This is a genomic window from Mesorhizobium sp. W016, assembly GCF_054719485.1.
In genome coordinates this window covers 4,740,622-4,767,234 of record NZ_JBTTIF010000002.1, presented here as the reverse complement: position 1 = coordinate 4,767,234, position 26,613 = coordinate 4,740,622, and the positions used below count along the sequence as shown (strand labels likewise).

The following is a 26,613-nucleotide window of genomic DNA, read 5'->3' as shown; positions in this document are numbered from 1 at the left end:
CCATGGCCGCATCCCTGAGCGAACTGTCGACCTATCTCGGCGAAAAGCTGCCGGGCCGCGTCACCGATGCGGTGCTTGCCTATGGCGAACTGACGATCTCGGTTGCTACAGACAATCTGATCGAGGTGACAAGCTTCCTGCGTGACAATTCGGGCTGCCAGTTCATTTCGATCATCGATATCTGCGGCGCCGACTACCCGTCGCGCGTCAAGCGTTTCGATGTCGTCTATCATTTGCTTTCGCCGAAGCAGAATTTGCGCATCCGCATCAAGGTGCAGGCCGACGAAGAGACGCTGGTGCCGTCGCTCACCGCTGTCTATCCCGGCGCCGACTGGTATGAGCGCGAGGCCTACGATCTCTATGGCGTGCTGTTCTCCGGCCATCCGGACCTGCGCCGCATCCTCACGGACTACGGTTTCGAGGGCCATCCCCTGCGCAAGGACTTCCCGCTGACCGGTTTCGTCGAGGTGCGCTACGACGACGAAGCCAAGCGCGTGATCTACGAGCCGGTGGAATTGAAGCAGGAATTCAGGAACTTCGATTTTCTCTCGCCATGGGAAGGGACGGACTACGTCCTGCCGGGCGATGAGAAGGCGAAACAGTGAGTAGGAAGTAGTGAGTAGTCAGTAGCAAAAGATTTGGAGCAACGGATCGAATCTTATCGCGACTTGAAGGTGTGGCAATCGGCGATGACGCTTGCTGAGGATTGCTACCGTTTCACCAAAGAGTTTCCGAGGGATGAGATTTACGGCATGACCTCTCAGATGCGCCGATCGGCGGTTTCGGTCGCAGCGAACGTCGCGGAGGGATACGGTCGGGAGAACAGAGGGTCGTTCGTTCAATTTTTGCGCATGGCGCAAGGCTCGTTGAAGGAACTGGAGACACACATACTGCTGGCATGTCGGGTTGGCCTGCTGCGAAAAGACAATGAGATTGAGCTGCCGCTGCGATGCGAAGAGATTGGAAAAATGATGAGATCTCTTATCCGAACGGTGCAGGCCAAGCAGGCGGAATGAAGCAGGCATTGAGATTGATGATCACTACTCACTACTCACTACTGACTCTTCGCCAGAGGCGCCAGAATGGCTGAAACCTCCGTCCGCAACTTTAACATCAACTTCGGACCGCAGCACCCTGCGGCGCACGGTGTTTTGCGTCTTGTGCTGGAGCTTGACGGCGAGGTGGTCGACCGCGTCGATCCGCATATCGGCTTGCTGCATCGCGGCACCGAAAAGCTGATCGAGCACAAAACCTATCTGCAGGCAGTGCCCTATCTCGACCGGCTCGACTATTGCGCACCGATGAACCAGGAGCATGCCTTCGCGCTCGCCACCGAGCGGTTGCTCGGCATCGAAGTGCCGAAGCGCGGCCAGTTGATCCGCGTGCTCTATTCCGAGCTCAGCCGCATCATGTCGCACATCCTCAATGTGACGACGCAGGCGCTGGATATCGGCGCGCTGACGCCGCCGCTGTGGGGTTTCGTCGAACGCGAAAAGCTGATGGTGTTTTATGAGCGCGCTTCCGGTTCGCGCATGCATGCGGCCTATTTCCGTCCCGGCGGCGTGCACCAGGATCTGCCGGCGAAGCTGGTCGAGGACATCGGCAAGTGGATCGACCCGTTCCTGAAGTCGCTTGACGACCTCGACAGGCTGCTTACCGGCAACCGCATCTTCAAGCAACGCAATGTCGATATCGGTATCGTGTCGCTTGCCGACGCCTGGGCCTGGGGCTTTTCCGGCGTCATGGTGCGCGGCTCGGGTGCGGCCTGGGATTTGCGCAAGTCGCAGCCTTATGAATGCTATTCCGAGATGGATTTCGACATCCCGATCGGCAAGAACGGCGACTGCTACGACCGTTATCTCGTGCGCATGGAAGAGATGCGCCAGTCGGCGAAAATCATGCGCCAGTGCGTCGACCTTCTGCTCGGCAAGGAGAGCACCGGGCCGGTGTCGAACCTCGACGGCAAGGTGGTGCCGCCGAAGCGCCAGGCGATGAAGCGCTCGATGGAAGCGCTGATCCATCATTTCAAGCTCTACACCGAGGGCTATCGCGTGCCGGCCGGCGAGGTCTATGCTGCCGTCGAGGCGCCGAAGGGCGAGTTCGGTGTCTATCTCGTCTCCGACGGCACCAACAAGCCCTATCGCTGCAAGCTGCGCGCGCCCGGCTTCGCGCATCTGCAAGCCATGGATTTCCTCTGCCGCGGCCACATGCTGGCCGACGTCACTGCCGTCCTGGGTTCCCTCGATATCGTCTTCGGGGAGGTTGATCGGTGATGGCGGCAGCCAATCCTACAGTGCGCTCTCAGGTCGGTGTTCGAGGGAATGCCGACGCTGCCCTACCGCGGTGGCGCGAATTGGCAAAAGCCATGCTGCCGGTCGAGTTCGCAGAGGCTTCTTACAACTCGACTCAGCACTGTTCGATCTATGACTTCTTTTTTACCCTGCTACCCAAGACGCGCCTTGCCCACCGCGACAATGACGTCGACAAGCTGGGTAGAATGCACGGGTTCGCCCAATGGGCTGCCGTTCACCCGAACAAACAGATTTGGAATGCGGCTGGTGTCGCTTTTTACGAGCACTTGTTCGACGATGACATCGACGCTGATGCGGTCATGGCATGGATCTCGCCTCAAGTAAGGCAAACTGTTCTGGGGCTGTGGCAATACATGTTGCCCGCAGAGCGATTTGCGAGTGTTGCTCGATCTGCCGAACGCATTCCGTTTTCTCATCAGAAAGAATGTGAAACCGCAATAGCTCTCGTAGCAGAGCAGGGGCCCGATCGCTAAATGTCAGTCCGCCGTCTCGCAGAAGCAAGCGTCCAGCCAGCCTCCTTCGCCTTCAACCGGGCGAATGCGGCGGTTGCGAAGCAATGGATCAAGAAATATCCGAAGGGCCGCGAGCAGTCGGCGATCATTCCCTTGCTGATGATTGCGCAGGAGCAGGAAGGCTGGGTCACCAAGGCGGCGATCGAGACGATTTCGGACATGCTCGGCATGCCGCGCATTCGCGGCCTCGAAGTCGCGACCTTCTACACGCAGTACCAGCTCAATCCGGTCGGCACGCGCGCACATATCCAGGTCTGCGGCACCACGCCCTGCATGCTGCGCGGCTCGGAAGCGCTGATGGATGTGTGCCGCTCGAAAATCCATCACGACCAATTCCACACCAACGACAAGGGCACACTGTCGTGGGAGGAAGTCGAATGCCTCGGCGCCTGCGTCAACGCGCCGATGGTGATGGTCTTCAAGGATACGTTCGAGGATCTCACCCCCGAGCGGCTGGCCGAAATCATCGATCTTTACGATGCGGGCAAGGGCGCCTCGGTTCCCACGGGACCGCAAAACGGCAGAACCGGCTCGGAGCCGGCGCCTGGCCTGACGACGCTGAAGAGCGAAAAGGCGATCCTCAAAGCAACGCGCGACAAGGAAGCCAGGGCGGCGAGCAAGGCTGCCCACGCGGCGCCCGACGCAATCATTGCGGCGCCTGTTCCGGCTCCTGCCGCTCCTGCAGCGGCCGCCCCGGTCGCGCCATCCAACGCCGGCAAACCGAAAACCGATGCGCCGGAAACCAGCTCGGCGTTGAAGTCGCCCTCCAGGGCCAAGGTTGCACCGGCGGCGGAAAAAGCGGCGAGCGTCCCGGCGCCCCTGCATTCGGCCGCCAACGCCAACACCGCGGCGCCTGAAGTCGAGAAGGTCGCCAAGCAGCGTAATGGCCCGAAGACCACCTCCACGCCGGCAGCTGCCTTCATCGCTCCGGAATTCAAGGCGCCAGCGGCCAACGCCCCGGTGGCCCCGACCGTCAAGGCGCCGACAGCCAGACCCGCAAAGCCGTCGCTCGAGGACAAGAACCGTCCGGCCGGAATCGACAGGCCGGCTGCGGTCGACGATCTCAAGCTGATCTCGGGCATTGGCCCGAAGATCGAGGGCATCCTTCATTCGCTTGGCATCTTCACCTTCACACAGGTCGCATCCTGGAATAAGGCCGAGCGCGACTGGGTGGATGGATATCTCGCTTTCCAGGGCCGCATCGAGCGCGACGACTGGGGCAAGCAGGCCAAGGCGCTCGCCAAGGGCGGCGTCGCCGAATACATCCGCGTCTTCGGCAAGGAGCCACGTTGATGGCTGAAGCGCAAAGCACCGGATCTTTGCTGTCGCTGCGCAGCATTGTCATCGGCGTTGTCTGCATCGCTGCTGCCAACATCCTTCTGGAGGGGCTTCGGCGCCTCGTCGAATTGCCGTTTTCGGATACCCTGGAATCGATGGCCGCGACCGGCATGGGCGTGCTGGTGTGGTTCTCGATCGTCTTGCGGGGAAAGAGGTAAGTCATGCTGGCTGACAAAGACCGCATCTTCAACAACATCTACGGCCTGTTCGATAAGTCGCTGGCCGGCGCCATGGCGCGCGGCGCCTGGGACAACACGCCAGGCATCATCGCCAAGGGGCGCGAGTGGATCGTCAACGAGATGAAGGCGTCAGGCCTGCGCGGCCGTGGCGGCGCCGGTTTCCCGACCGGGCTGAAATGGTCGTTCATGCCCAAGCAGAGCGACGGAAGGCCGAGCTATCTCGTTGTCAACGCCGACGAATCCGAGCCCGGCACGTGCAAGGACCGCGATATCCTGCGCAACGATCCGCACACGCTGGTCGAGGGCTCGTTCATCGCCGGCTTCGCCATGGGCGCGGTCGCCGCCTACATCTATGTGCGCGGCGAGTTCATCCGCGAGCGCGAAGCGCTGCAGCGCGCCATCGACGAGGCCTACGAGGCCAGGCTGATCGGCAAGAACAACACGTCCGGATACGATTTCGACATCTACATGCACCACGGCGCCGGCGCCTACATCTGCGGCGAGGAAACAGCGCTGCTCGAAAGCCTCGAAGGCAAGAAGGGCCAGCCCCGGCTGAAGCCGCCATTCCCAGCCAATGTCGGCTTGTACGGTTGTCCGACAACCGTGAACAATGTCGAGTCCATCGCGGTGGCGCCGACCATTTTGCGCCGCGGCGCGGCCTGGTTCTCGTCCTTCGGCCGGCCCAACAATGTCGGCACCAAGCTGTTTTGCATCTCGGGCCACGTCAACAATCCGTGCACCGTCGAAGAGGCGATGTCGATCCCGTTCCGCGAGCTGATCGAAACCCATTGCGGCGGCATTCGCGGCGGCTGGGACAATCTCCTGGCGGTCATTCCGGGCGGCGCTTCGGTGCCGCTGGTGCCGGCCGAGCAGATCATCGATGCGCCGATGGATTTCGATGCTTTGCGCGACCTGAAATCCGGCCTCGGCACGGCGGCTGTCATCGTCATGGACAAATCGACCGATATCGTGAAGGCGATCGCCAGGCTTTCCTATTTCTACAAGCATGAGAGCTGCGGCCAGTGCACGCCATGCCGCGAAGGCACCGGCTGGATGTGGCGGGTGATGGAGCGGCTGGTGCGCGGCGAGGCGCAGAAGCGCGAGATCGACATGCTGCTCGACGTCACCAAACAGGTGGAGGGTCATACGATCTGCGCGCTGGGCGATGCCGCGGCATGGCCGATCCAGGGCCTGATGCGGCATTTCCGCGGCGAGGTGGAGCGGCGCATCGACGAGTTTTCGCGCAACGCGCACCGGGCCGAACCGGTGATGGTGGCTGCTGAGTAGATTGAAATCGGGCGCAAGCCCCGGACGGAAATATAGGGGCGGGGCTGACGAAGAAACGACCAGGAGATGTCTATGGCGCCCTATTCGAACCCTTTGATGCCCAATTTGGACCAGCTTGAGAAGATGAACCAGGATTTGACAAGGATGATGCCGAAGGAGATGGCCAGCGCCGTCAACCTTCTCGCGCATCCTGTCGCTGGTGCCGCCGCGATGTCGGCGCTGGGCTTCGGCCTTGCCAACCATGCATTTGGCGTGTGGCTCGGCGCCTTGTCGGGTGCTGCCGAGGCATCGCAGCGGATTTTCCAGCCGATCATCGACGATTTCGAGCAGCGCACCCAAGAGTTCTCCGAGACCGCGCCGGCCACCAAGGCGCGCGCGGCGACCAGAACCCTGATCGCCGAGGCGCAGACTTTTGCCCAGGATGTGACCGATATTGCCGCTCGCACCGTCGATGCCGAGCCGGAGAAGACCGATGCCGTCGCCGAAGGCGCGACGATCGGATTGATGCCGGAGGATTTCAGACAGCCCAAGGCCATGGCGCGTCCGGCCAAGCCGTCGGATCTCAAGGCGATCACCGGCGTTGGGCCGAAGCTGGAAAAGGTGCTGAACGGCCTCGGCATCTGGACCTTTGCCCAGATCGCGGCGTGGACGCCGGAAGAGATCGCCTGGGTCGAGGACTACCTGTCGCTCACCGGCCGCATCGGCCGCGACGAGTGGACCCGCCAGGCCGCGGCGCTGACGCTGGCTGCCAAGGCGAAGAAGTAGGGGTGGCAGGCATGGAGATCCACGACAGGAGCGATGTTCTCGATGTGCGCAATGCCATCGTCAGCAACTCCAGATTTGACGATGTGAACTTGTCGAACACGCAGTTTCACAACGTCGACCTGTCGGCGGCCGTGGTGGACGACGCGAACCTCTCGAACGCGTTTTTCAGCAATGTGAATATGAGCAATTTGAAGATAGAAAACGCTGAAGTCGCCGGCATGATGATCAATGGCATCAGGCTGAGCGATCTGTTTCAGGCATATGAGACGGCGCAGACCGCCGGGGGCAATTGATGGCAAAGCTCAAGGTCGACGGGAAAGAGATCACTGTACCCGACCACTACACGCTGCTGCAGGCGGCCGAGGACGCCGGCGCGGAAGTGCCGCGCTTCTGCTTCCATGAGCGGCTGTCGATCGCCGGCAATTGCCGCATGTGCCTGATCGAGGTGAAGGGCGGGCCGCCCAAACCGCAGGCCTCCTGCGCCATGAATGTGCGCGACCTGCGTCCGGGTCCGAATGGCGAGGCGCCTGAAATCTTCACCAACACGCCGATGGTCAAGAAGGCCCGCGAAGGCGTGATGGAATTCCTTTTGATCAACCATCCGCTGGATTGCCCGATCTGCGACCAGGGCGGCGAATGCGACCTGCAGGACCAGGCGATGGCCTTCGGCGTCGATTCCTCGCGCTATCACGAGAACAAGCGCGCGGTCGAAGACAAGTATATCGGCCCATTGGTCAAGACGGTTATGAACCGCTGCATCCACTGCACGCGCTGCGTTCGCTTCACCACGGAAGTTGCAGGCATTTCCGAGCTTGGCCTGATCGGCCGCGGCGAGGATGCCGAGATCACCACCTATCTCGAAAGCGCCATGACCTCGGAGCTGCAGGGCAATGTTATCGACCTCTGCCCGGTCGGCGCGCTGACCTCGAAGCCGTTCGCCTTCCAGGCGCGGCCGTGGGAGCTGACCAAGACAGAATCCATCGACGTCATGGACGCCGTCGGCTCGGCAATCCGCGTCGACAGCCGTGGCCGCGAGGTGATGCGCATCCTGCCGCGCGTCAATGAAGCGGTGAACGAGGAGTGGATTTCCGACAAGACCCGCTTCATCTGGGACGGATTGCGCACGCAGCGCCTCGACCGCCCCTATGTCCGCAAGGACGGAAAGTTGGCGCCGGCCAGCTGGGCCGAAGCGTTCGTTGCGATCAGGGATGCGGTGTCGAGTGCTGCGCCCCAGAAAATCGGCGCGATTGCGGGCGATCTTGCCGCCGTCGAGGAAATCTACGCGCTGAAGCAGCTTATGGCTGCGTTGGGCTCGAAGAACACCGATTGCCGCCAGGACGGCGCCGCACTCGATCCCGCGCTCGGCCGCGCCAGCTACATCTTCAACCCCACCATCGAGGGCATCGAGCAGGCCGACGCGGTGCTGATCATTGGCGCCAATCCGCGCTTCGAGGCCTCGGTGCTCAATGCCCGCATCCGCAAGCGCTGGCGGATCGGCAATCTGCCGGTCGGCGTCATCGGCGAGGTCGGCGACACGCGTTACGACTACGAACAGCTCGGCGCCGGCCCGGAGTCGCTGAAAGACCTGGCCGACGGCAACGGGAAGTTCTTCCAGGTGCTGAAGAAGGCGACGCATCCGCTGATCATCGTCGGCCAGGGCGCGCTGTCGCGTGCCGACGGCGCGGCGGTGCTCGGCCAGGCGGCGAAACTCGCCACCGCCGTCAACGCTGCCCGCGCCGACTGGAACGGCTTTGCCGTGCTGCACACTGCGGCCGCGCGCGTCGGCGGCCTCGATGTCGGCTTCGTGCCTGGCAAGGGCGGCAAGAACGTTGCCGGCATGCTGGGTGAGAGCGAGGTTCTGTTCCTGCTCGGCGCCGACGAGGTCGACATGTCCAAGACCGGCGGCGCCTTCGTCGTCTATGTCGGCACGCATGGCGACGCCGGTGCGCACCGCGCCAATGTCATCCTGCCGGGAGCCGCTTACACCGAAAAGTCCGGCACCTATGTCAACACCGAGGGACGCGTGCAGCAGACCAACCGCGCGGGCTTCGCGCCGGGCGACGCGCGCGAAGACTGGGCGATCCTGAGGGCATTGTCCGATGTGCTGGGCAAGAAACTACCCTTCGATTCGCTGCAGCAGTTGCGCGCCAAACTCTATGGCGAATACCCGCATCTCGCCCGCATCGATCATGTCGAAGCCGGCAATGCCGATGACGTCGCCAAGGTGGCGAAGCTCGGCGGGCGGCTGAACAAGGGCACTTTCACCTCGCCGGTCACGGATTTCTATCTGACCAACCCGATCGCGCGGGCCTCCGCTGTCATGGCGGAATGCTCGGCGCTGGCGAAAAACGGCTTCAGGCAGGCGGCAGAGTAGACATGGACACCTTCTTCTCCTTCTACGTGCTGCCGACGCTGATCATCCTTTTGAAGTCGGTCGTGCTGATCGTCGTTTTGCTGATCGGGGTCGCCTATCTGCTTTACGCCGACCGCAAGATCTGGGCGGCGGTGCAATTGCGCCGCGGCCCGAACGTCGTCGGCCCGTGGGGCACGCTGCAGGCTTTCGCCGATCTGCTGAAATTCGTCTTCAAGGAACCGGTCATTCCGTCCGGCGCCAACAAGGGCGTGTTCCTGCTGGCGCCGCTGGTGTCGGCCGTGCTGGCAATCTCAGCCTGGGCGGTCATTCCCGTCAATGCGGGCTGGGGGATCGCCAACGTCAATGTCGGCATCCTCTACGTCTTCGCCATCTCCTCGCTCGAGGTCTATGGCGTGATCATGGGCGGCTGGGCGTCCAACTCGAAATACCCGTTCCTCGGCGCGCTGCGCTCGGCGGCGCAGATGGTCTCCTACGAAGTCTCGATCGGCTTCGTCATCGTCACCGTGCTGCTCTGCGTCGGCTCGCTCAACCTGTCGGACATCGTGCTGTCGCAGCAGGACGGTCTGGGCACCAAGCTTGGCCTGCCCAACAGCTTCCTCGACTGGCACTGGCTGGCGCTGTTCCCGATGTTCGTCATTTTCTTCATCTCGGCGCTGGCCGAGACCAACCGCCCGCCCTTCGACCTGGTGGAAGCCGAGTCGGAACTCGTCGCCGGCCACATGGTCGAATACTCCTCGACGCCGTTCCTGTTGTTCTTCCTCGGCGAATATGTCGCCGTGGTGATGATGTGCGCGCTGGCCACCATCCTGTTCCTCGGCGGCTGGCTGCCGCCCTTCGACTTCGCCCCCTTCACCTGGGTGCCCGGCGTGATCTGGTTCGTGCTCAAGATCTGCCTGATGTTCTTCATGTTCTCCATGGTGAAGGCCTTCGTGCCGCGCTACCGATACGACCAGCTGATGCGGCTCGGCTGGAAAGTATTTTTGCCGATCTCGCTGTTCATGGTCGTTGCCACCGCGGCCTTCCTCAAGATCACGGGGATGGCGTGATGGGCGATTTCACCCTTGGTTTTTTGGGAGCAGTTGCCGGCGTAGTCGTGGCGTTGTTCGGCAATCTGGTCGTGCTTCCTTACGTCTTGCGGCAACAGGAACAAAGGTTGGCAGCAAACTATCGAGCCCCGGTGTTTAGCTGGGACAAGCAGAAATTGGCTGCTCTGACGACACTTGCTTACCGTTTCCTGATGCCTGTTTTGTTTGGGTTTGTCGGCGCCATCGCTGCAATACAGATTTTTGGGGGTGCCGAATGAGTGCGCTTGCTCAAGCCGCAAAATCGCTGCTGCTGCAGGATTTCGTCAGCGCCTTCTTCCTGTCGATGCGCCAGTTCTTCGCGCCGAAGGAAACGATCAACTATCCGCACGAGAAAGGGCCGACCAGCCCGCGCTTCCGTGGCGAGCACGCGCTGCGCCGCTATCCCAATGGCGAGGAACGCTGCATCGCCTGCAAATTGTGCGAAGCGATCTGTCCGGCGCAGGCGATCACCATCGAGGCCGGCCCGCGCCGCAATGACGGCACGCGCCGCACCGTGCGCTACGACATCGACATGGTGAAGTGCATCTATTGCGGCTTCTGCCAGGAAGCCTGCCCGGTCGACGCCATCGTCGAGGGGCCGAATTTCGAGTTCGCGACGGAGACGCGCGAAGAGCTTTACTACGACAAGGACAGGCTGCTGGCGAATGGCGACCGCTGGGAGCGCGAACTGGCGCGCAACATCTCGCTGGACTCGCCTTACCGCTGACATTTGACGCATGGACGGGGCGAGGGCCCTCGTCTAAGGACAACGCAACTTGCCGGCCGGAGGCGGTCGCAGAATCAAACAGGACGGATGTCCTGTTTGGACAGGAACCCGGGGGATCCCCAATGCTGAGTGGACTAGAGGCGGCCTTTTTCTACCTCTTCGCCTTTGTCGCGGTGGCGTCGGCCTTCATGGTCATTTCGTCGCGCAACCCCGTGCATTCCGTGCTGTTCCTGATCCTGACCTTCTTTAACGCCGCCGGCCTGTTCATGCTGACCGGCGCCGAGTTCCTGGCGATGATCCTGCTCGTCGTCTATGTCGGCGCGGTCATGGTGCTGTTCCTGTTCGTCGTCATGATGCTCGATGTCGACTTCGCCGAGATGAAGGAAGGCGCCCTGCAATATGCCCCGATCGGCGCGCTCGTCGGGCTGATCCTGGCGGCCGAGCTGATCGTGGTGCTCGGCGGCTACACCTTCGCGCCGCAACTGGCCTCGACGGTCTCCAAACCCATCCCGGATCTTGCCGCGCGGACAAACACCGCAGCACTCGGCGACATCCTCTATACGGACTACCTCTACTACTTCCAGATTTCGGGCCTCATCCTGCTGGTCGCCATGATTGGCGCCATCGTGCTGACGCTGCGCCACAAGGAAGGGGTCAAGCGGCAGTCGATCGCCGCCCAGGTCGGCCGCACGCCGGCGACAGGCATGGAAATCCGCAAGGTCAAGTCGGGCGAGGGGCTCTGAGATGGTCGTCGGCATCGCACATTACCTGACCGTATCGGCGATCCTGTTCACGCTCGGCGTGTTCGGCATCTTCCTGAACCGCAGGAACATCATCGTCATCCTGATGTCGATCGAGCTGATCCTTTTGGCGGTCAACATCAATTTCGTCGCCTTCTCGGCGGCATTGGGCGATCTCGTCGGCCAGGTGTTTGCCCTGTTCGTGCTGACGGTCGCGGCCGCCGAAGCGGCCATCGGTCTTGCCATTCTCGTCGTCTTCTTCCGCAACCGCGGCTCGATCGCGGTCGAAGACGTGAACCAGATGAAGGGTTGACGGGGCTAACATGTATCAAGCGATCGTCTTCCTTCCGCTGCTCGGCTTCCTGATTGTCGGCCTGTTCGGCAATGCGCTCGGCGCCAAGGCATCGGAATATATCACCTCAGGCTTCCTGGTGATCTCGGCCGTGCTGTCCTGGGTCGCCTTCTTCTCCGTCGGCTTCGGCGAAGGCGAGGTGTTCACCGTGCCGGTACTGCGCTGGATCCAATCCGGCGGCTTGGACGCGTCCTGGGCGCTCAGGATCGATACGCTGACGGTGGTCATGCTGGTGGTGGTCAACACGGTGTCGGCGCTGGTCCACATCTATTCGATCGGCTACATGCACCACGATCCGAACCGGCCGCGCTTCTTCGCCTATCTGTCGTTGTTCACCTTCGCCATGCTGATGCTGGTGACGGCGGACAACCTCGTGCAGATGTTCTTCGGCTGGGAAGGGGTGGGTCTCGCCTCCTATTTGCTGATCGGCTTCTGGTACAAGAGGCCGTCGGCCAATGCTGCTGCCATCAAGGCCTTCGTCGTCAACCGCGTCGGCGATTTTGGCTTCGCGCTCGGCATTTTCGGCGTCTTCGTTTTGTTCGGCTCGGTCAATCTCGGCACCATCTTCGCCAATGCCGCGACGTTCATTCCGGCTGAAGGCGCCCCACAAGGCGCGGCCGTGCTGACCTTCCTCGGCTACGCGCTGGACAAGCAGGCAGCCATGACCATCGTCTGCCTGCTGCTGTTCATGGGCGCCATGGGCAAGTCGGCGCAGGTGCCGCTGCACACCTGGCTGCCGGACGCGATGGAGGGCCCGACCCCGGTTTCCGCGCTGATCCATGCCGCCACCATGGTCACGGCCGGCGTGTTCATGCTGGCGCGGCTGTCGCCGCTGTTCGAACTGTCGCATTCGGCGCTGACCGTGGTGACCTTCATCGGCGCCTTCACCGCCTTCTTCGCGGCGACCGTCGGCCTGGTCCAGAACGACATCAAGCGCGTCATCGCCTATTCGACCTGTTCGCAGCTCGGCTACATGTTCGTCGCGCTCGGCGTCGGCGCCTATGGCGCGGCGATCTTCCATCTGTTCACGCACGCCTTCTTCAAGGCGCTGCTGTTCCTGGGCTCCGGCTCGGTCATCCATGCCGTCTCCGACGAGCAGGACATGCGCAAGATGGGCGGCCTGCGGAAGCTCATTCCGAAGACCTACTGGATGATGGTGATCGGCACGCTGGCGCTGACCGGCGTCGGCATTCCGGTGACCGTCATCGGCACCGCCGGCTTCTTCTCCAAGGATGCCATCATCGAGGCTGCCTTTGCCGGCCACAATTCGGTCGCTGGCCTCGCTTTTGTCCTGCTGGTCATCGCCGCCTGCTTCACCTCCTTCTACTCCTGGCGGCTGATCTTCATGACCTTCCATGGCGAGCCGCGGGCGAGCCACGACGTCATGCACCATGTCCATGAATCGCCGCCGGTGATGCTGGTGCCGCTGTTCATCCTGGCCGCGGGCGCGCTGTTTGCCGGCGTTATCTTCCATGGTGCCTTCATCGGCGAAGGCTATACCGAATTCTGGAAGGCCTCGCTGTTCACGCTGCCGGACAACCACATCCTGCACGATATCCACGAATTGCCGCTGTGGGTCGAGCTGGCACCGTTCGTCGCCATGATCATCGGCTTTGCCGTCGCCTGGAAGTTCTACATCCGCTCGCCGGAACTGCCCCGGAGCGTCGCCGCCAACCATCGGCTGCTGTATGCCTTCCTGCTCAACAAATGGTACTTTGACGAGCTCTACGACGTCCTGTTCGTGCGGCCGGCAAAGGCGCTGGGCAGGTTCTTGTGGAAGACCGGCGACGGCACCATCATCGACGGGCTCGGCCCTGACGGCATTTCGGCGCGTGTCGTCGACGTCACCGACCGCGTCGTCAAGCTACAGACCGGCTATCTCTATCACTATGCCTTCGCCATGCTGATCGGCGTGGCCGCACTCGTCACCTGGATGATGCTCTGATGACCGCCTGGCCAATCCTCTCGCTGGTCACCTTCCTGCCGCTTGTAGGTGTGCTGCTGATCCTGTTCATCAGGGATGACAGCCCGAATGCGCGTCGCAACATCCGCGCCATCGCGTTCACGACGACAGCGGCCACCTTCATCATCTCGCTGTTCATCTGGACCGGCTTCGACAATTCGCAAGCCGGCTTCCAGTTCGTCGAGAAGTTTGCCTGGTTGGATTCCGGCATCTCCTACCATATGGGCGTCGACGGCATTTCGATGCTGTTCGTCATCCTGACGACGTTCCTCATGCCGCTCTGCATCCTGGCGTCGTGGGAAGCGATCGACAAGCGCGTCAAGGCCTACATGATTGCCTTCCTGCTCTTGGAAACGCTGATGATCGGCGTGTTCTGCGCGCTCGACATCGTGCTGTTCTACGTCTTCTTCGAGGCCGGCCTGATTCCGATGTTCATCATCATCGGCGTCTGGGGCGGCAAGCGCCGCGTCTACGCCTCGTTCAAGTTCTTCCTCTATACGCTCGCCGGCTCGGTGCTGATGCTGCTCGCCATCATGGCGATGTTCTTCCAGGCGGGCACCACCGACATCCCGACGCTGCTGACCCACAACTTCCCGGCCCACATGCAGACATGGCTATTTCTAGCCTTCTTCGCCTCCTTCGCGGTGAAGATGCCAATGTGGCCGGTGCACACCTGGCTGCCCGATGCGCATGTCGAAGCGCCGACGGCGGGCTCGGTGATCCTGGCGGGCATACTGTTGAAAATGGGCGGGTACGGCTTCCTGCGCTTCTCCCTGCCGATGTTCCCGCTGGCGTCGGAAATGTTCGCACCGCTGGTGTTCACGCTGTCGGTCGTCGCCATCATCTACACCTCGCTGGTGGCGCTGATGCAGGAGGACATGAAGAAGCTGATCGCCTATTCCTCCGTCGCCCATATGGGCTTCGTCACCATGGGCATCTTCGCCATGAACCAGGAAGGCGTGCAGGGCGCGATCTTCCAGATGCTGAGCCACGGCCTCGTCTCGGGCGCACTGTTCCTGTGCGTCGGCGTCATTTACGACCGCATGCACACGCGAGAGATCGACGCCTATGGCGGCTTGGTCAACAACATGCCGAAATACGCAACCGTGTTCCTGATCTTCACCATGGCCAATGTCGGCTTGCCCGGCACGTCAGGCTTCGTCGGCGAGTTCCTGACCATGCTCGGCGTGTTCCGGGTCAACACCTGGGTGGCTTTCTTCGCCGCCACCGGCGTCATCCTGTCGGCGGCCTACGCGCTCTGGCTCTACCGCCGGGTCATCTTCGGCGCGCTGACCAAGGAAAGCCTGAAGGGCCTGCTCGATCTGTCGACGCGCGAGAAGGCAATCATCTACCCGCTGGTCGTGCTGGTCATCTTCTTCGGCGTTTATCCCGCTCCCGTCTTCGATGCCACGGCCCAGTCGGTCAAGGCGCTCGTCACCAATGTCACCGCATCCATCGGCGCCGCGCAGACCGCGGCGGCGAACTGACCAGAGGTTTTGCGAACCATGACGCCGGACCTTTATTCCAGCCTTTCGCTCTCGACGCCGGAGCTGATCCTCGCCATCGGCGCGCTGGCGCTGTTGATGGTCGGCGCCTATTCGCGCGCCAACACTGCCATTCTGGTGACTGTCCTTGCCGTCGCCGTGCTGGTGATCGCAGGCCTATGGCTGATCTTTCCCACGGGGCAGGGCGCAGCCTATGGCAACGCCTTCATCCAGGATCCGTTCTCCCGCTTCATGAAGGTGCTGTCGCTGATCGGTTCGGCGGTGACGCTGGTGATGTCGATGCGCTTCGCCAGGCAGGAGCATTTCGACAAGTTCGAATACCCGGTGCTGATCCTGTTGTGCACGCTCGGCATGATGCTGATGATCTCGGCCAACGGCATGATCGGGCTCTATCTCGGCCTCGAACTGCAGTCGCTGGCGATTTACGTGCTGGCGGCGATCAATCGCGACAATCTGCGTTCGACCGAGGCCGGTTTGAAGTATTTTGTGCTGGGCGCGCTGTCGTCGGGCATGCTGCTTTACGGCATCAGCCTCATTTACGGCTACACTGGCAATGTCGGCTTCCAGGAAATCGCCTCGGCGCTTGGCAGCGGTGAGCGCCAGCTCGGCCTCGTCGTCGGCCTGGTTTTCGTTTTGGCCGGCCTTGCCTTCAAGATTTCCGCGGTGCCGTTCCACATGTGGACGCCCGATGTCTACGAGGGCGCGCCGACGCCGGTCACCGCCTTCCTGGCGGCTGCCCCCAAAATGGCGGCAATGGCGCTGATCGTGCGCGTCACCATGGGCGCCTTCAAGCCGATCGCTTCCGACTGGCAGCAGATCATCGTCTTCATCTCGATCGCCTCGATGGCGCTCGGCTCCTTCGCCGCGATCGGCCAAACCAACATCAAGCGGCTGATGGCGTACTCCTCGATCGGCCATATGGGCTACGCGCTGGTCGGCCTAGCCGCCAACAGCCAGGCCGGCGTGCGCGGCGTCGCCATCTACATGCTGATCTATCTCGTCATGACGCTCGGCACCTTCGCCTTCATCCTCGCCATGCGGCGCAAGGAAGGCAATGTCGAGCAGATCAGCGATCTCGCCGGTCTGTCGTCGACCAACCCGATCATGGCGACGATCCTGACCATCCTGATGTTCTCGCTGGCCGGCATCCCGCCGCTCGCCGGTTTCTGGGGGAAATGGTACGTGTTCCTCGCCGCCATCAACGCCAATCTCTATGCGCTGGCGATCATCGGCGTGCTGGCCTCTGTGGTGGGCGCTTTCTACTATCTGCGGATCATCAAGATCATGTGGTTCGACGAACCGGCCGGCGGCTTCGTGCCGATGGCGGTTGAGCTGCGCCTCGTGCTTGGTGTCTCCGGCGCTTTCGTGCTGTTCTATGTGCTGATCGGCGGGCCGATCGCGACCTACGCCGAAGCCGCCGCCAAGACATTTTTCTGAACGGATGGCATTTCGGCTGGCTCCGACCTCTGAGACGGAAGGGTTCCGGCTCGAGGCCCATGACAGCGTGGGTTCCACCAACACGCTGGCGCTGGACCATGCAAGGGCAGGCGATCCCGGCAAATTGTGGGTCGTTTCCAAGAAGCAGGAAAGCGGCCGTGGCCGCCGCGGCAGGGCCTGGGTATCGCCCGAGGGCAATCTGGCGGCGACATTGCTGGTCATCACCGGCGGTGAGTTGCGTCTGGCGGCGACGCTGGGCTTCGTCGCCGGCCTGTCGCTGGCCGATGCGCTCGACGCCGTGGTGCCGAAGGGCAGGATCGCTATCGGCCTCGACGGCGCCAGCCAGGGGCAGAATCGCTTCGAGCTGAAATGGCCGAACGATGTGCTGGCCTCCGGCGCCAAGCTGGCCGGCATCCTGCTGGAATCGGCCATTCTCGATGGCGGCCGTTTCGCGGTGGCGGTGGGCATCGGCGTCAATGTGGTGGCGCATCCGCCGGATTTGCCGTATCCGGCGACATCGCTTCAGGCGCTGGGCGCGACATGCGACGCCGAAACGCTGTTCTTGGCGCTGTCTGATGCCTGGACCGACAATGCCCGGCTGTGGGATGACGGACGCGGGCTCGACGCCATCCGGCGTCGCTGGCTATCGCGCGCGGCGGGGCTTGGCGGCGAGGTTGCTGTCAGGATTGACGGGAATGTGGTGCGCGGTACCTTCGAAACCATTGACGCGGACTGCCGTTTCGTGATCCGCGATGATGAGGGGTCGGTCGTGACGGTAGCCGCCGGCGACGTGCATTTCGGCGCCGTCGCGTCGGCAAAGATTTAGGGGCTGGCCGCAAGGGCCGAGAAGGGAAAATTGATGGCGAAAGCGCAAAACGCCGAACTCGTCTTCGTGCCGCTCGGCGGCGTCGGCGAGATCGGCATGAACTTCGCCCTTTACGGCTATGGGCCGCCTAGCGCGCGCGAGTGGATCGTCGTCGATGTCGGCGTGACTTTTCCCGATGCGGCGCATCCTGGCGTCGACCTGATCCTGCCCGATACGCGCTTCATCGAGGAGAACCTCGCCGGCCTGCGCGGCATCATCATCACCCACGCGCATGAAGACCATTACGGGGCGCTGCTCGACATCTGGCCGAAGCTGAAGGCGCCGGTGTGGATGACACCGTTCAGCGCCGGACTGCTGGACGCCAAGCGCCAGGGCGAGCAGGGCGCGCCGAAGAAAATTCCGGTGACGATCTACCGGGCAGGCGAAACATTCACTGTCGGCCCGTTCTCGATCGAGGCCATTCCGGTGGCGCACTCGATCCCCGAGCCGATGTCGCTGGCGATCACCTCGCCGGCCGGCACCGTCATCCATACCGGCGACTGGAAGATCGATCCGGAACCGACGATCGGTCCGAAAACCGACGAGGCGCGGTTTCGCGCCTATGGCGACAAGGGTGTGCTGGCGCTGGTCTGCGATTCGACCAATGCGCTGCGCGAAGGCGAATCGCCGTCGGAAGTGGCGGTGGGCGAAGGCCTCAGGGGCGTCATCCAGAGCGCCGTCGGCCGTGTCGCCGTCACCACCTTCTCCTCCAATGTCGGACGCATCGTTTCGATCGCCAAGGCGGCGCGCGATGCCGGCCGCCAGTGCCTGGTGCTCGGCCGCTCGCTGAGGCGGGTCATCGATGTCGCCGGCGAGCTCGGCTACATGGACGGGCTGCCGGAGTTCATCGCCGAAGAGGATTTCGGCTTCATCCCGCGCGAGAACCTGGTCATCATCTGCACCGGCAGCCAGGGCGAGGCGCTCGCAGCGCTGGCAAAACTGTCGCGCGACGAGATGAAATCGGTGTCGCTGACGGCCGGCGACACGGTGGTGTTTTCCTCACGCACCATTCCCGGCAACGAGAAGGCGATCCTCGAGATCAAGAACCGCCTCATCGACCTCGGCATCAAGATCATCGAGGATGGCGACGCGCTTGTGCATGTCTCCGGCCATCCCCGCCGCAGCGAATTGCGCAGGATGTATGAGTGGGTGCGGCCGCAGATCGGCGTTCCCGTGCATGGCGAAGCCGCGCATCTGGTGGCGCAGGGGTCGCTGATGTCGACCTCCGGCATCGGCCAGGTGGCGCAGGTGCGCGACGGCGACATGCTGCGGCTGGCGCCGGGTCCGGCCACGATCATCGACCAGGTGCCGTTCGGCCGCATCTACAAGGACGGCAGGCTGATCGGCACCGACCAGGCGATGGGCATACGCGACCGGCGCAAGCTATCCTTTGCCGGCCATGTCGCGGTCAATGTCGTGCTCGACGACAAATATGAGCTCGCCGGCGATCCCGACCTGGTCGCCATCGGCGTCGCCGAGGCCGATGCCCGTGGCGAAAACATGGAAGATCTGATGCTCGACGCGGCCGTCGGCGCGGTCGACTCGATCCCTCGCCAGCGCCGCAAGGACCTCGACCTGGTGCAGGAAGCGGTGCGCCGCGCCGTGCGCGGCGCCGCCAACGAGGCCTGGGGCAAGAAGCCGCTGGTGACGGTGTTTGTGACGAGGTGAGGGAATAGGCAGTAGGCGGTAGGCAGTGGAAAAAAATGCAGATGTATCACTACTGCCTACTGCCCATTCCCTACTCTCTTAACTTGTGGAGCACTTCATGCTCGGACGCCTGAACCATGTAGCGCTTGCCGTGCCGGACCTGGCCGCGGCGATTGCGGCCTATCGCGATACGCTTGGCGCGAAGGTCACCGCGCCGCAAGCGCTGCCCGAGCATGGCGTTACCGTGGTGTTCGTCGATGTCGGCAACACCAAGATCGAACTCCTGGAGCCGCTGGGCGAACGGTCGCCGATCGCGGCCTTTCTGGCGAAGAACCCCTCGGGTGGCATGCATCATGTCTGCTACGAGGTCGACGACATCCTTGCCGCGCGCGATCACCTCAAAGCGAGCGGCGCCCGCGTGCTGGGCGACGGCAATCCCAAAACCGGCGCCCACGGCAAGCCGGTGCTGTTCCTGCATCCCAAGGATTTCTTCGGCACGCTGGTCGAACTGGAGCAGGCATGAGCTGGATTTCGTTTGCCGCCCTGTTCTTCATCACCTGGTGGCTGATGCTGTTCATCGTGCTGCCGTTCAGCGTCAAGACGCAGGATGACGACCAGGACGTGACGCTGGGCACGGTTGCGAGCGCGCCGCGCGGACCGCATATGCTGCGCGCCGTGATCCGCACCACCATCGTCACGGCTGTCGTCATGGGGGTTTTCTACAGCCTGACGCACGGGCTGGGCTACAGCCTCGACGAAGTCCCGCACATCATCCCCGAAGCCAGCCGGGCACCGGCTAACTAACCACTTTCCCGCCGACAGATCGGGTGGGGTGTTCGTGCCTGTTTTCGAAGCGCCAAACTCAGGTTTTGTCTCACCAGCCTGCGATGCGCAATAGGCGGCCAGGCATGGCCCACCCGTATTAGAATCACGACTGGGCATCAGGCTGACGCAAGCTCACGTGATTTGGGAACAGGTTGATCTAACCAGATGATCGGGCAAAAAAAATGCAAGGCACAAGGCCTTGCAATTTAAACGCGTTCCGATCTGTTTTCCGGTTTCCGGCGGCAGCGGGTAACCGCGCCTAGATCGCATCCTCCCAAGACTTTGACCGCGTAGGAGAGCAGATTTTTCTCCACCCTCTCGGTTATCGGGGCACACTAGCCTAACCCTGATGAAATTGTCACGCAGAATTTTGCCCGCAATCGGGCAATCTGTGCTGCAGTGCACAATAGTGCGGCAGGCTTTGCTTGCGAAACGAACAACACCGGGGCTGCCGCCTTAATCTGGTCAGGTGTGCCGCGTCGCCCGGACGCGCAAAGCGTGTGTGAGCACTTCGGAGTCAGGTCATCATTTTGTATCAAAAGCATTATCGTTTTCGGTGCGAAGGTCTTTGGAAGAAGAATCGATTTTTGCGATTTCCGGCCGATGCGGCCGGTCGGGTTTCCATTCCGTCACGAAATAGCTATGAAGCCGGGGCAAGCAAGCCAGGCGCGCCGATTCCGGCGCAGCCTCCTCTCTCACGGACCTGTCCATGCGTTTGTCGCAGTTCTTCCTGCCCATCCTGAAAGAAAATCCGCGCGAGGCCGAGATCGTCTCGCACCGGCTGATGCTGCGTGCCGGCATGATCCGCCAGCAGGGGCAGGGCAGCTTTTCCTGGCTGCCGCTGGGCAAGCTGGTGCTGGACAAGGTCTGCCGCATCATCCGCGAGGAGCAGAACCGCGCCGGCGCTCTGGAAATCCTGATGCCGACCATCCAGTCGGCCGATCTGTGGCGCGAAAGCGGCCGCTATGACGATTACGGCAAGGAGATGCTGCGCATCAAGGACCGGCAGGACCGCGACATGCTTTACGGTCCGACCAATGAGGAAGTGGTCACCGAGATCGTGCGCGCCTACGTCAAGTCCTACAAGGACTTGCCGCTAAACCTCTACCACATCCAGTGGAAGTTCCGCGACGAGGTGCGGCCGCGCTTCGGCGTTATGCGCTCGCGCGAATTCCTGATGAAGGATGCCTATTCCTTCGACCTCGATTTCGAGGGCGCGAAGGCCGCCTATAACCGCATGTTCGTATCCTATCTCAGGACGTTCACGCGCATGGGGCTGCAGGCCATTCCGATGCGGGCCGACACCGGGCCGATCGGCGGCGATCTCAGCCATGAATTCATCATCCTGGCCGACACCGGCGAGAGCCAGGTCTATTGCGACCGCGAATATCTGTCGCTCCAGGTGCCCGGCGAGAAAACCGACTTCGGCAATGACGGCGAGATCGCCGACATCGTCAAAACGTGGACGACGCCTTACGCCGCCACCGACGAGATGCATGACGAGGCGGCCTGGGACAAGCTTGGCGAAGCCGACCGGGTCTCGGCACGCGGCATCGAGGTCGGCCACATCTTCCATTTCGGCGACAAATATTCCAAGCCCATGGGCGCCAAGGTGACCGGGCCCGACGGCAAGGATCATTTCGTTTCCGGCGGCTCCTATGGTATCGGTCCGTCGCGGCTGGTGGCGGCGATCATCGAGGCCAGCCATGACGATAACGGCATCATCTGGCCGGAAGCGGTGACGCCGTTCGACATCGGCCTGATCAACATGAAGGCCGGCGACGCCGAGTGCGACCGCGTCTGCGGCGAGCTCTACGCCGCCTTCACCGGCGCCGGCAAGGATGTGCTTTACGACGACACCGACCAGCGGCCGGGCGGCAAGTTCGCCACCGCCGACCTGATCGGCCTGCCCTGGCAGGTGATCGTCGGGCCGCGCGGCGTGGCCGCCGGCGAGATCGAGATCAAGAACCGCCGGACCGGCGAGCGCGAGACGCTGCCGGTCGCGGAGGCCAGGAAACGCTTCGGTGCAACCGCATGAGCGAAGCCGCGGCAGCGAAGTCTTCGGTAGCCCAGTCTCCGGTTGGCAAGTCTCCGGTCGCCAAATCTCCGGTCGCCAAGTCTCCGGTCGCCGGCCCGTTCTCCATGTTCGAACGCATGGTCGCCTGGCGTTATTTGCGGTCGCGCCGCAAGGAGACGGTGATCTCGGTCATCGCCTCGATCTCCTTCCTTGGCATAATGCTGGGCGTCGCCACGCTGATCGTCGTCATGGCTGTCATGAACGGGTTTCGAGCCGAACTTCTGACCCGCATCCTCGGCGTCAACGGCCATCTGATCGTGCAGCCGCTGGATTCGCCGCTTGAGGATTATGCGCAGGTCGCAGCCCGCATCAACGGCGTGGCCGGCGTCAAATACGCGATCCCGCTGATCGACGGCCAGGTGCTGGCGCAGGGCAATGTCGGCGGCGGCATGGGCGCGCTGGTGCGCGGTATCAGGGCCGAAGACCTCGGCAAGATCGCAATCGTCGCCCAAAACGTCAAGCAAGGCACGCTTGAGGGCTTCGACTCCGGCGAGGGCGTCGCCATCGGCAAGCGCATGGCGGAGAATCTCGGCCTTGTGCTCGGCGACACCATTACGCTGATCTCGCCGGACGGCGATGTGACGCCGATGGGCACGACGCCGCGGCTGAAGGGCTACAAGGTGGCGGCGATCTTCGAGGTCGGCATGTCGGAGTATGACAGCTCCATCGTCTACATGCCGTTTTCCGAAGCGCAGCTCTATTTCAACATGGACGGCAGGGCGCAGACGATCGAGATCTATGTCGACAATCCCGATAATGTCGACGCGCTGAAACCGCTGGTCGATGCGGCGGCGCAACGGCCGATCGACATTGTCGACTGGCGCCAGCGCAACGAGACGTTCTTTTCAGCACTGCAGGTCGAGCGCAACGTCATGTTCATGATCCTGACGCTGATCGTGCTGGTGGCGGCGCTCAACATCATCTCCGGCCTGATCATGCTGGTGAAGGACAAGGGCCACGATATCGCCATCCTGCGCACGATGGGCGCCTCGCGCGGCGCCATCCTGCGCATCTTCCTGATGACGGGTGCTGCGATCGGCGTAACCGGCACGCTCGCCGGCGTGCTGCTCGGGGTGCTCATCTGCACCAACATCGAATCCATCCGCCAGTTCTTCTCCTGGATGACCGGCAAGGTGCTGTTCAATCCGGAACTCTATTTCCTCAGCCAGCTGCCGGCAAAGATGGACCCGCGCGAGACCACCTATGTCATCCTGATGGCGCTCGGCCTGTCCTTCCTGGCAACAGTGTTTCCGGCATGGCGCGCCGCACGGCTCGATCCGGTCGAGGCCTTGAGATACGAATGAAGTCCGAGATCATTATCGAGCTGAAGAGCGTCGAGCGGCACTATGTCCAGGGGCCGCGCAAGCTCACCATTTTGAACGGCGCCGACTTTTCGCTGAAACGCGGCGAGATGGTGGCGCTGGTGGCGCCGTCGGGCACCGGCAAGTCGACGCTGCTGCACACGGCGGGCCTGCTCGAGCGCCCCGACGCCGGCGACGTCATTCTGGCCGGCCGCGCCTGCGGACGGCTCTCCGACGACGAACGCACGGCGATCCGCCGCAACGATGTCGGCTTCGTCTATCAGTTCCATCATCTGCTGCCGGAGTTTTCGGCGCTCGAAAACATCATGATGCCGCAGCTGATCAAAGGGCTTTCGCGCAAGGAGGCGTCGGAGCGCGCAGCACAGCTGCTCGACTATATGCAGATCGGCAAGCGCGCGTCGCACCGTCCGTCGGAGCTGTCCGGCGGCGAGCAGCAGCGCGTCGCCATCGCCCGTGCCGTCGCCAATGCGCCCTTGCTGCTGCTCGCCGACGAGCCGACCGGCAATCTCGACCCGGTCACCGCCTCCTATGTCTTCGAGGCGCTTGGCGCGCTGGTCAAGCAGTCCGGCCTTGCCGCGCTGATCGCCACCCACAATCACGAACTCGCCTCGCGCATGGACCGCCGGGTGACGTTGGCGGATGGCAAGGTCGTTCCGTTGTAGGCCCCAACTTCCTCATCCTAGGGTCTGCGCCGCGTCGCTGCGCTCCTTGCTCCGCCCTAGGATCACGAAGTGATTGGTGCGTGTCCCGATCGCAAAGGCATGCGATGCGCCCTGCGTCAGCACTGCCGTCACCCCGTCAACCTTTCCTTAACCCTGCCCAAACCGGCTGTCAGGATTTGTCGGCATGCCGCTTTCCGCTCATTGACTTTCGAACAAAGTCAGAACAAAATACGAACATATCAACAACAGGAGAGAGTTATGAGCGATCTTGTTCAGGACGTCGTTTCGTTGGTGTGCATGAGTGCGTTTCTCGTTTCTATGGCGGTCTGGATCGGCGCCATGTGATAAATCTGCGGTTCGCCGCAGTGTTTAGGCGGACAGGAGGGCGTTGTGCCGTTAAGCCTTTCTTGCCGCCGTGCCGCTAGGGTGCCCTGCCAAATACAGGGAGCAAAACCTTAGGTGTCGCCGATCGTGACGGCCCTTCTCGTGGCCGGTAATCTCGGATTGATTTTCCTTTTGATGACCGCGCCGCTCGGTTTGCGCACGGTGAGGCTCAGCCGCGTGGTCGCAATGGACCGGCAGCGCCTCTGGCAGGCGCTGTGGCCGCTCGGCAGCGATGCCGGCTGGTCCGGCGAGATACTCTCGGCCCAGCCGCTGGACGGGCAGGGCACGGCCCGCATCCTGCTGTCGTGGGAAGGCCGGGACGGCCAGCCGATCGAGCGCAGGTCGCGCTTCGAGGACGTCGTCGAAGGCAGTCGTTTTTCGATGCGGGTCATCGAGGATACCGCGCTCGACGCGTCGTTCTGGAAGGATTTTTACGAGACCACCGAACTCACCTCGGAAGGCGCCGGCACGCGCGTCACGCTCAGCCAGACCGATCGCTATCGCGGCGTCGCCTTCCTGGTGTTCCGCTACTTCGCCATGCGCCGCGAGCTCGGCAAGCTGGAGGTCTGGGCGACGACCGGACAGTATCGCAAGGGCGGCTGGTTCGAGCATCCGCTGAGCCAGGTCGGTTTCGCCGTTCTGTCGGCTTTCATCCTTTGGCCGTTCTTCGGGCTCAATCTCGGCGGCCTGGCGCTGGCCGCGATCCTGACCTCGGTGGTCGCCCTGCATGAGCTCGGCCACATGGCGGCCTTCCGGCTGACCGGTCATCGCAAGGCGCGGATGATCTTTATCCCGCTGCTCGGCGGCATCGCCATTGGCGGCCGGCCTTATGACAGCCGCTTCGAGGTCGCCTTCGTGGCGCTGATGGGCGCTGGTTTTTCCGCGTTCCTGGTACCGCTGCTGATCGTCGCCAGCGGGCTCGCATCCGGCGAGGGACATCGGCTCGCCGCGGCCCTTCTGGCGACGCTTGCCGGCTTTGCCGCGCTGTTCAACATCGCCAATCTGGTGCCGGTGTGGAAATTCGACGGCGGCCAGGTGCTGCGCCAGATCTGCCCGGGGCCGGTCGCCCTGGCGCTCGCCTCGTTTTCCCTGCTCTCGGCCTTGCTGTGGCTTGGCTGGCTGGCCGGCTTTTCCCAAAGCTTTCTGCTGGTGGCGGGCGCCGTCTTTGCCATCCTCAGCCTGATGACAGTGGGTAGCGGGGTAAAACCGCGCCACGAATTGAAGCCGATCCGCATCTTCGATCGTTTCGCCATGGCCGGCGCGCTGCTGGCCGTCTTCGCCATTCACGGTTTCGGGCTGTTGTGGGCCTCGGCGCGGTTGCTTTGAGCGTTGGTCGAGGCGAGACTCAGCCGGCCTTGCGAGCCGGTTCTGCAGAAGTTGACTTCGCTGCCCCGAAAACATCCTCGAAGGCGGATTTCAGCGCCAGGTCGAAATCGCCCATGGTCACGGGCAGGCCGAGGTCGACGAGGCTGGTGACGCCGTGATCCGGCACGCCGCATGGCACGATGCCGCTGAAATGGCTGAGATCCGGCTCGACATTGACGGCAATGCCATGAAAGCTCACCCAGCGCCGCAGCCGGATGCCGATGGCCGCGATCTTGTCTTCAGCCGGCGAGCCGTCGGGCAGGGACGGGCGCTCGGGCCGCACCACCCAGACTCCGACGCGGTCCTCGCGGCGTTCGCCGCGCACATTGAAGGCGGCAAGCGTGCCGATGATCCACTGCTCGAGCGCGGCGACGAAGGCGCGCACATCCTCGCGCCGGCGTTTCAGGTCAAGCATGACATAGGCAACCCGCTGCCCCGGCCCGTGATAGGTGTATTCGCCGCCGCGCCCCGCGGCAAAGACCGGGAAACGGTCGGGGTCGATCAGGTCCTCGATGCGGGCGCTGGTCCCGGCGGTGTAAAGCGGCGGATGCTCGACCAGCCAGACCATCTCGGCGGCTGCACCCGTGCGGATCGCCTCGGCGCGCGCTTCCATCAGGGCCAGCGCATCGGTGTAGCCGGTCAGGCCGGGCTCGATGCGCCATTCGACCGGCGCCGAACCCGGCAAGGGCAGGAACGACGTGGCGATCTGGCTGCGTTCGGTCATGGCTTTTCGTTTTTCGCTTAATGCACGCCGCTTGGCAAAACCGCCTTGCGCTCTGGGGCGGAATGCATTCGCCCTTCATATGGCGGTATCCGGCTGAAACGTCCAGTTCGCCGTCCTTTGCGCGTACCACAGGACGCGCGGCGCTGTAGAGGCCGATATGCCAATTCGCGGCGATTATTGCGCGCGG

Annotated in this window: 27 protein-coding genes; 26 read left to right on the top strand and 1 reads right to left on the bottom strand. The window is 62.7% G+C overall.

What is annotated here, in order from left to right:
* The first annotated feature begins 2 nt into the window (after positions 1-2).
* The 26 genes from ACYG9V_RS23625 (at position 3) to ACYG9V_RS23500 (ending at position 25,663) form a co-directional block, all read left to right on the top strand.
* Positions 3-605: an NADH-quinone oxidoreductase subunit C gene (locus ACYG9V_RS23625; RefSeq protein WP_023685194.1), complete on the top strand. Its 603-nt coding sequence runs from the start codon at positions 3-5 to the stop codon at positions 603-605.
* A gap of 33 nt (positions 606-638) precedes the next feature.
* The gene (locus ACYG9V_RS23620; protein WP_031196361.1) at positions 639-1,016 is read left to right on the top strand and encodes a four helix bundle protein; all 378 of its coding nucleotides are present in this window, start codon (positions 639-641) and stop codon (positions 1,014-1,016) included.
* 66 nt (positions 1,017-1,082) lie between these two features.
* A complete protein-coding gene (locus ACYG9V_RS23615) occupies positions 1,083-2,273 on the top strand; it encodes an NADH-quinone oxidoreductase subunit D (RefSeq protein ID WP_023685196.1) in 1,191 nt (396 codons plus the stop codon).
* Positions 2,273-2,785, top strand: coding sequence for a DUF7674 family protein (locus tag ACYG9V_RS23610; RefSeq protein ID WP_023700376.1), 513 nt, complete (start codon positions 2,273-2,275; stop codon positions 2,783-2,785). Before ACYG9V_RS23615 ends, ACYG9V_RS23610 begins: the two co-directional genes overlap by 1 nt.
* Entirely contained in the window at positions 2,786-4,117 is a 1,332-nt protein-coding gene (locus tag ACYG9V_RS23605; RefSeq protein WP_023670821.1) for an NADH-quinone oxidoreductase subunit E, read from the top strand.
* Entirely contained in the window at positions 4,114-4,320 is a 207-nt protein-coding gene (locus tag ACYG9V_RS23600; protein ID WP_156935574.1) for a hypothetical protein, read from the top strand. Before ACYG9V_RS23605 ends, ACYG9V_RS23600 begins: the two co-directional genes overlap by 4 nt.
* Positions 4,321-4,323: 3 nt before the next feature.
* Entirely contained in the window at positions 4,324-5,628 is a 1,305-nt protein-coding gene (gene nuoF, locus ACYG9V_RS23595) for an NADH-quinone oxidoreductase subunit NuoF (protein ID WP_023670819.1), read from the top strand.
* A 72-nt stretch (positions 5,629-5,700) separates the two neighbouring features.
* Positions 5,701-6,393, top strand: coding sequence for an NADH-ubiquinone dehydrogenase (locus tag ACYG9V_RS23590; protein WP_352765460.1), 693 nt, complete (start codon positions 5,701-5,703; stop codon positions 6,391-6,393).
* Between the two features lie 11 nt (positions 6,394-6,404).
* A complete protein-coding gene (locus ACYG9V_RS23585) occupies positions 6,405-6,686 on the top strand; it encodes a pentapeptide repeat-containing protein (RefSeq protein ID WP_023685200.1) in 282 nt (93 codons plus the stop codon).
* The gene (gene nuoG, locus ACYG9V_RS23580) at positions 6,686-8,767 is read left to right on the top strand and encodes an NADH-quinone oxidoreductase subunit NuoG (RefSeq protein ID WP_352765458.1); all 2,082 of its coding nucleotides are present in this window, start codon (positions 6,686-6,688) and stop codon (positions 8,765-8,767) included. Before ACYG9V_RS23585 ends, nuoG begins: the two co-directional genes overlap by 1 nt.
* Positions 8,768-8,769: 2 nt before the next feature.
* The gene (gene nuoH / locus ACYG9V_RS23575; protein WP_023670815.1) at positions 8,770-9,813 is read left to right on the top strand and encodes an NADH-quinone oxidoreductase subunit NuoH; all 1,044 of its coding nucleotides are present in this window, start codon (positions 8,770-8,772) and stop codon (positions 9,811-9,813) included.
* Entirely contained in the window at positions 9,813-10,070 is a 258-nt protein-coding gene (locus tag ACYG9V_RS23570) for a hypothetical protein (protein WP_023670814.1), read from the top strand. The genes nuoH and ACYG9V_RS23570 overlap by 1 nt, the downstream gene beginning before the upstream one ends.
* Positions 10,067-10,558 (top strand): NADH-quinone oxidoreductase subunit NuoI, encoded by a 492-nt coding sequence (nuoI, locus tag ACYG9V_RS23565; RefSeq protein WP_023805493.1) that lies wholly within the window; start codon positions 10,067-10,069, stop codon positions 10,556-10,558. Before ACYG9V_RS23570 ends, nuoI begins: the two co-directional genes overlap by 4 nt.
* A gap of 122 nt (positions 10,559-10,680) precedes the next feature.
* The gene (locus ACYG9V_RS23560; protein ID WP_023690957.1) at positions 10,681-11,301 is read left to right on the top strand and encodes an NADH-quinone oxidoreductase subunit J; all 621 of its coding nucleotides are present in this window, start codon (positions 10,681-10,683) and stop codon (positions 11,299-11,301) included.
* Between the two features lies 1 nt (position 11,302).
* Positions 11,303-11,611, top strand: coding sequence for an NADH-quinone oxidoreductase subunit NuoK (gene nuoK, locus ACYG9V_RS23555; protein ID WP_023670810.1), 309 nt, complete (start codon positions 11,303-11,305; stop codon positions 11,609-11,611).
* 10 nt (positions 11,612-11,621) lie between these two features.
* Positions 11,622-13,595, top strand: a complete 1,974-nt coding sequence (gene nuoL, locus ACYG9V_RS23550) for an NADH-quinone oxidoreductase subunit L (protein ID WP_352762419.1) — start codon at positions 11,622-11,624, stop codon at positions 13,593-13,595.
* Complete coding sequence (locus ACYG9V_RS23545) at positions 13,595-15,100, top strand: NADH-quinone oxidoreductase subunit M (RefSeq protein ID WP_023670808.1); 1,506 nt, start codon at positions 13,595-13,597, stop codon at positions 15,098-15,100. The genes nuoL and ACYG9V_RS23545 overlap by 1 nt, the downstream gene beginning before the upstream one ends.
* An 18-nt stretch (positions 15,101-15,118) precedes the next feature.
* Positions 15,119-16,555 (top strand): NADH-quinone oxidoreductase subunit NuoN, encoded by a 1,437-nt coding sequence (gene nuoN, locus ACYG9V_RS23540; RefSeq protein WP_023706136.1) that lies wholly within the window; start codon positions 15,119-15,121, stop codon positions 16,553-16,555.
* Positions 16,556-16,559: 4 nt separating this feature from the next.
* Positions 16,560-17,381: a biotin--[acetyl-CoA-carboxylase] ligase gene (locus ACYG9V_RS23535; RefSeq protein WP_023709242.1), complete on the top strand. Its 822-nt coding sequence runs from the start codon at positions 16,560-16,562 to the stop codon at positions 17,379-17,381.
* Between the two features lie 33 nt (positions 17,382-17,414).
* Complete coding sequence (locus ACYG9V_RS23530) at positions 17,415-19,088, top strand: ribonuclease J (protein WP_023670805.1); 1,674 nt, start codon at positions 17,415-17,417, stop codon at positions 19,086-19,088.
* 97 nt (positions 19,089-19,185) lie between these two features.
* Positions 19,186-19,590, top strand: a complete 405-nt coding sequence (mce, locus tag ACYG9V_RS23525) for a methylmalonyl-CoA epimerase (RefSeq protein WP_023727689.1) — start codon at positions 19,186-19,188, stop codon at positions 19,588-19,590.
* A complete protein-coding gene (locus ACYG9V_RS23520; RefSeq protein ID WP_023698332.1) occupies positions 19,587-19,871 on the top strand; it encodes a DUF1467 family protein in 285 nt (94 codons plus the stop codon). The genes mce and ACYG9V_RS23520 overlap by 4 nt, the downstream gene beginning before the upstream one ends.
* Before the next feature lie 730 nt (positions 19,872-20,601).
* Positions 20,602-21,930, top strand: a complete 1,329-nt coding sequence (gene proS / locus ACYG9V_RS23515) for a proline--tRNA ligase (protein WP_023735912.1) — start codon at positions 20,602-20,604, stop codon at positions 21,928-21,930.
* Between the two features lie 104 nt (positions 21,931-22,034).
* Positions 22,035-23,273, top strand: coding sequence for a lipoprotein-releasing ABC transporter permease subunit (locus ACYG9V_RS23510; RefSeq protein ID WP_460222074.1), 1,239 nt, complete (start codon positions 22,035-22,037; stop codon positions 23,271-23,273).
* Positions 23,270-23,953 (top strand): ABC transporter ATP-binding protein, encoded by a 684-nt coding sequence (locus tag ACYG9V_RS23505; protein ID WP_023685211.1) that lies wholly within the window; start codon positions 23,270-23,272, stop codon positions 23,951-23,953. The genes ACYG9V_RS23510 and ACYG9V_RS23505 overlap by 4 nt, the downstream gene beginning before the upstream one ends.
* A gap of 459 nt (positions 23,954-24,412) precedes the next feature.
* Complete coding sequence (locus ACYG9V_RS23500) at positions 24,413-25,663, top strand: site-2 protease family protein (protein WP_352765450.1); 1,251 nt, start codon at positions 24,413-24,415, stop codon at positions 25,661-25,663.
* A gap of 19 nt (positions 25,664-25,682) precedes the next feature.
* On the opposite strand, the gene lipB is transcribed toward ACYG9V_RS23500, so the two are convergent.
* Positions 25,683-26,426, bottom strand: a complete 744-nt coding sequence (gene lipB / locus ACYG9V_RS23495) for a lipoyl(octanoyl) transferase LipB (RefSeq protein ID WP_352765448.1) — start codon at positions 26,424-26,426, stop codon at positions 25,683-25,685.
* Between the last annotated feature and the right edge of the window lie 187 nt (positions 26,427-26,613).

Bases quoted from the DNA above. Each gene is read 5' to 3' on its own strand.
- ACYG9V_RS23625 (WP_023685194.1), top strand. From the start codon at position 3: ATGGCCGCATCCCTGAGCGAACTGTCGACCTATCTCGGCGAAAAGCTG.
- ACYG9V_RS23615 (WP_023685196.1), top strand. From the start codon at position 1,083: ATGGCTGAAACCTCCGTCCGCAACTTTAACATCAACTTCGGACCGCAG.
- ACYG9V_RS23610 (WP_023700376.1), top strand. From the start codon at position 2,273: ATGGCGGCAGCCAATCCTACAGTGCGCTCTCAGGTCGGTGTTCGAGGG.
- ACYG9V_RS23605 (WP_023670821.1), top strand. From the start codon at position 2,786: ATGTCAGTCCGCCGTCTCGCAGAAGCAAGCGTCCAGCCAGCCTCCTTC.
- nuoF (WP_023670819.1), top strand. From the start codon at position 4,324: ATGCTGGCTGACAAAGACCGCATCTTCAACAACATCTACGGCCTGTTC.
- ACYG9V_RS23590 (WP_352765460.1), top strand. From the start codon at position 5,701: ATGGCGCCCTATTCGAACCCTTTGATGCCCAATTTGGACCAGCTTGAG.
- ACYG9V_RS23585 (WP_023685200.1), top strand. From the start codon at position 6,405: ATGGAGATCCACGACAGGAGCGATGTTCTCGATGTGCGCAATGCCATC.
- nuoG (WP_352765458.1), top strand. From the start codon at position 6,686: ATGGCAAAGCTCAAGGTCGACGGGAAAGAGATCACTGTACCCGACCAC.
- nuoH (WP_023670815.1), top strand. From the start codon at position 8,770: ATGGACACCTTCTTCTCCTTCTACGTGCTGCCGACGCTGATCATCCTT.
- ACYG9V_RS23570 (WP_023670814.1), top strand. From the start codon at position 9,813: ATGGGCGATTTCACCCTTGGTTTTTTGGGAGCAGTTGCCGGCGTAGTC.
- nuoI (WP_023805493.1), top strand. From the start codon at position 10,067: ATGAGTGCGCTTGCTCAAGCCGCAAAATCGCTGCTGCTGCAGGATTTC.
- ACYG9V_RS23560 (WP_023690957.1), top strand. From the start codon at position 10,681: ATGCTGAGTGGACTAGAGGCGGCCTTTTTCTACCTCTTCGCCTTTGTC.
- nuoK (WP_023670810.1), top strand. From the start codon at position 11,303: ATGGTCGTCGGCATCGCACATTACCTGACCGTATCGGCGATCCTGTTC.
- nuoL (WP_352762419.1), top strand. From the start codon at position 11,622: ATGTATCAAGCGATCGTCTTCCTTCCGCTGCTCGGCTTCCTGATTGTC.
- ACYG9V_RS23545 (WP_023670808.1), top strand. From the start codon at position 13,595: ATGACCGCCTGGCCAATCCTCTCGCTGGTCACCTTCCTGCCGCTTGTA.
- nuoN (WP_023706136.1), top strand. From the start codon at position 15,119: ATGACGCCGGACCTTTATTCCAGCCTTTCGCTCTCGACGCCGGAGCTG.
- ACYG9V_RS23535 (WP_023709242.1), top strand. From the start codon at position 16,560: ATGGCATTTCGGCTGGCTCCGACCTCTGAGACGGAAGGGTTCCGGCTC.
- ACYG9V_RS23530 (WP_023670805.1), top strand. From the start codon at position 17,415: ATGGCGAAAGCGCAAAACGCCGAACTCGTCTTCGTGCCGCTCGGCGGC.
- mce (WP_023727689.1), top strand. From the start codon at position 19,186: ATGCTCGGACGCCTGAACCATGTAGCGCTTGCCGTGCCGGACCTGGCC.
- ACYG9V_RS23520 (WP_023698332.1), top strand. From the start codon at position 19,587: ATGAGCTGGATTTCGTTTGCCGCCCTGTTCTTCATCACCTGGTGGCTG.
- proS (WP_023735912.1), top strand. From the start codon at position 20,602: ATGCGTTTGTCGCAGTTCTTCCTGCCCATCCTGAAAGAAAATCCGCGC.
- ACYG9V_RS23510 (WP_460222074.1), top strand. From the start codon at position 22,035: ATGTTCGAACGCATGGTCGCCTGGCGTTATTTGCGGTCGCGCCGCAAG.
- ACYG9V_RS23505 (WP_023685211.1), top strand. From the start codon at position 23,270: ATGAAGTCCGAGATCATTATCGAGCTGAAGAGCGTCGAGCGGCACTAT.
- lipB (WP_352765448.1), bottom strand. From the start codon at position 26,426: ATGACCGAACGCAGCCAGATCGCCACGTCGTTCCTGCCCTTGCCGGGT.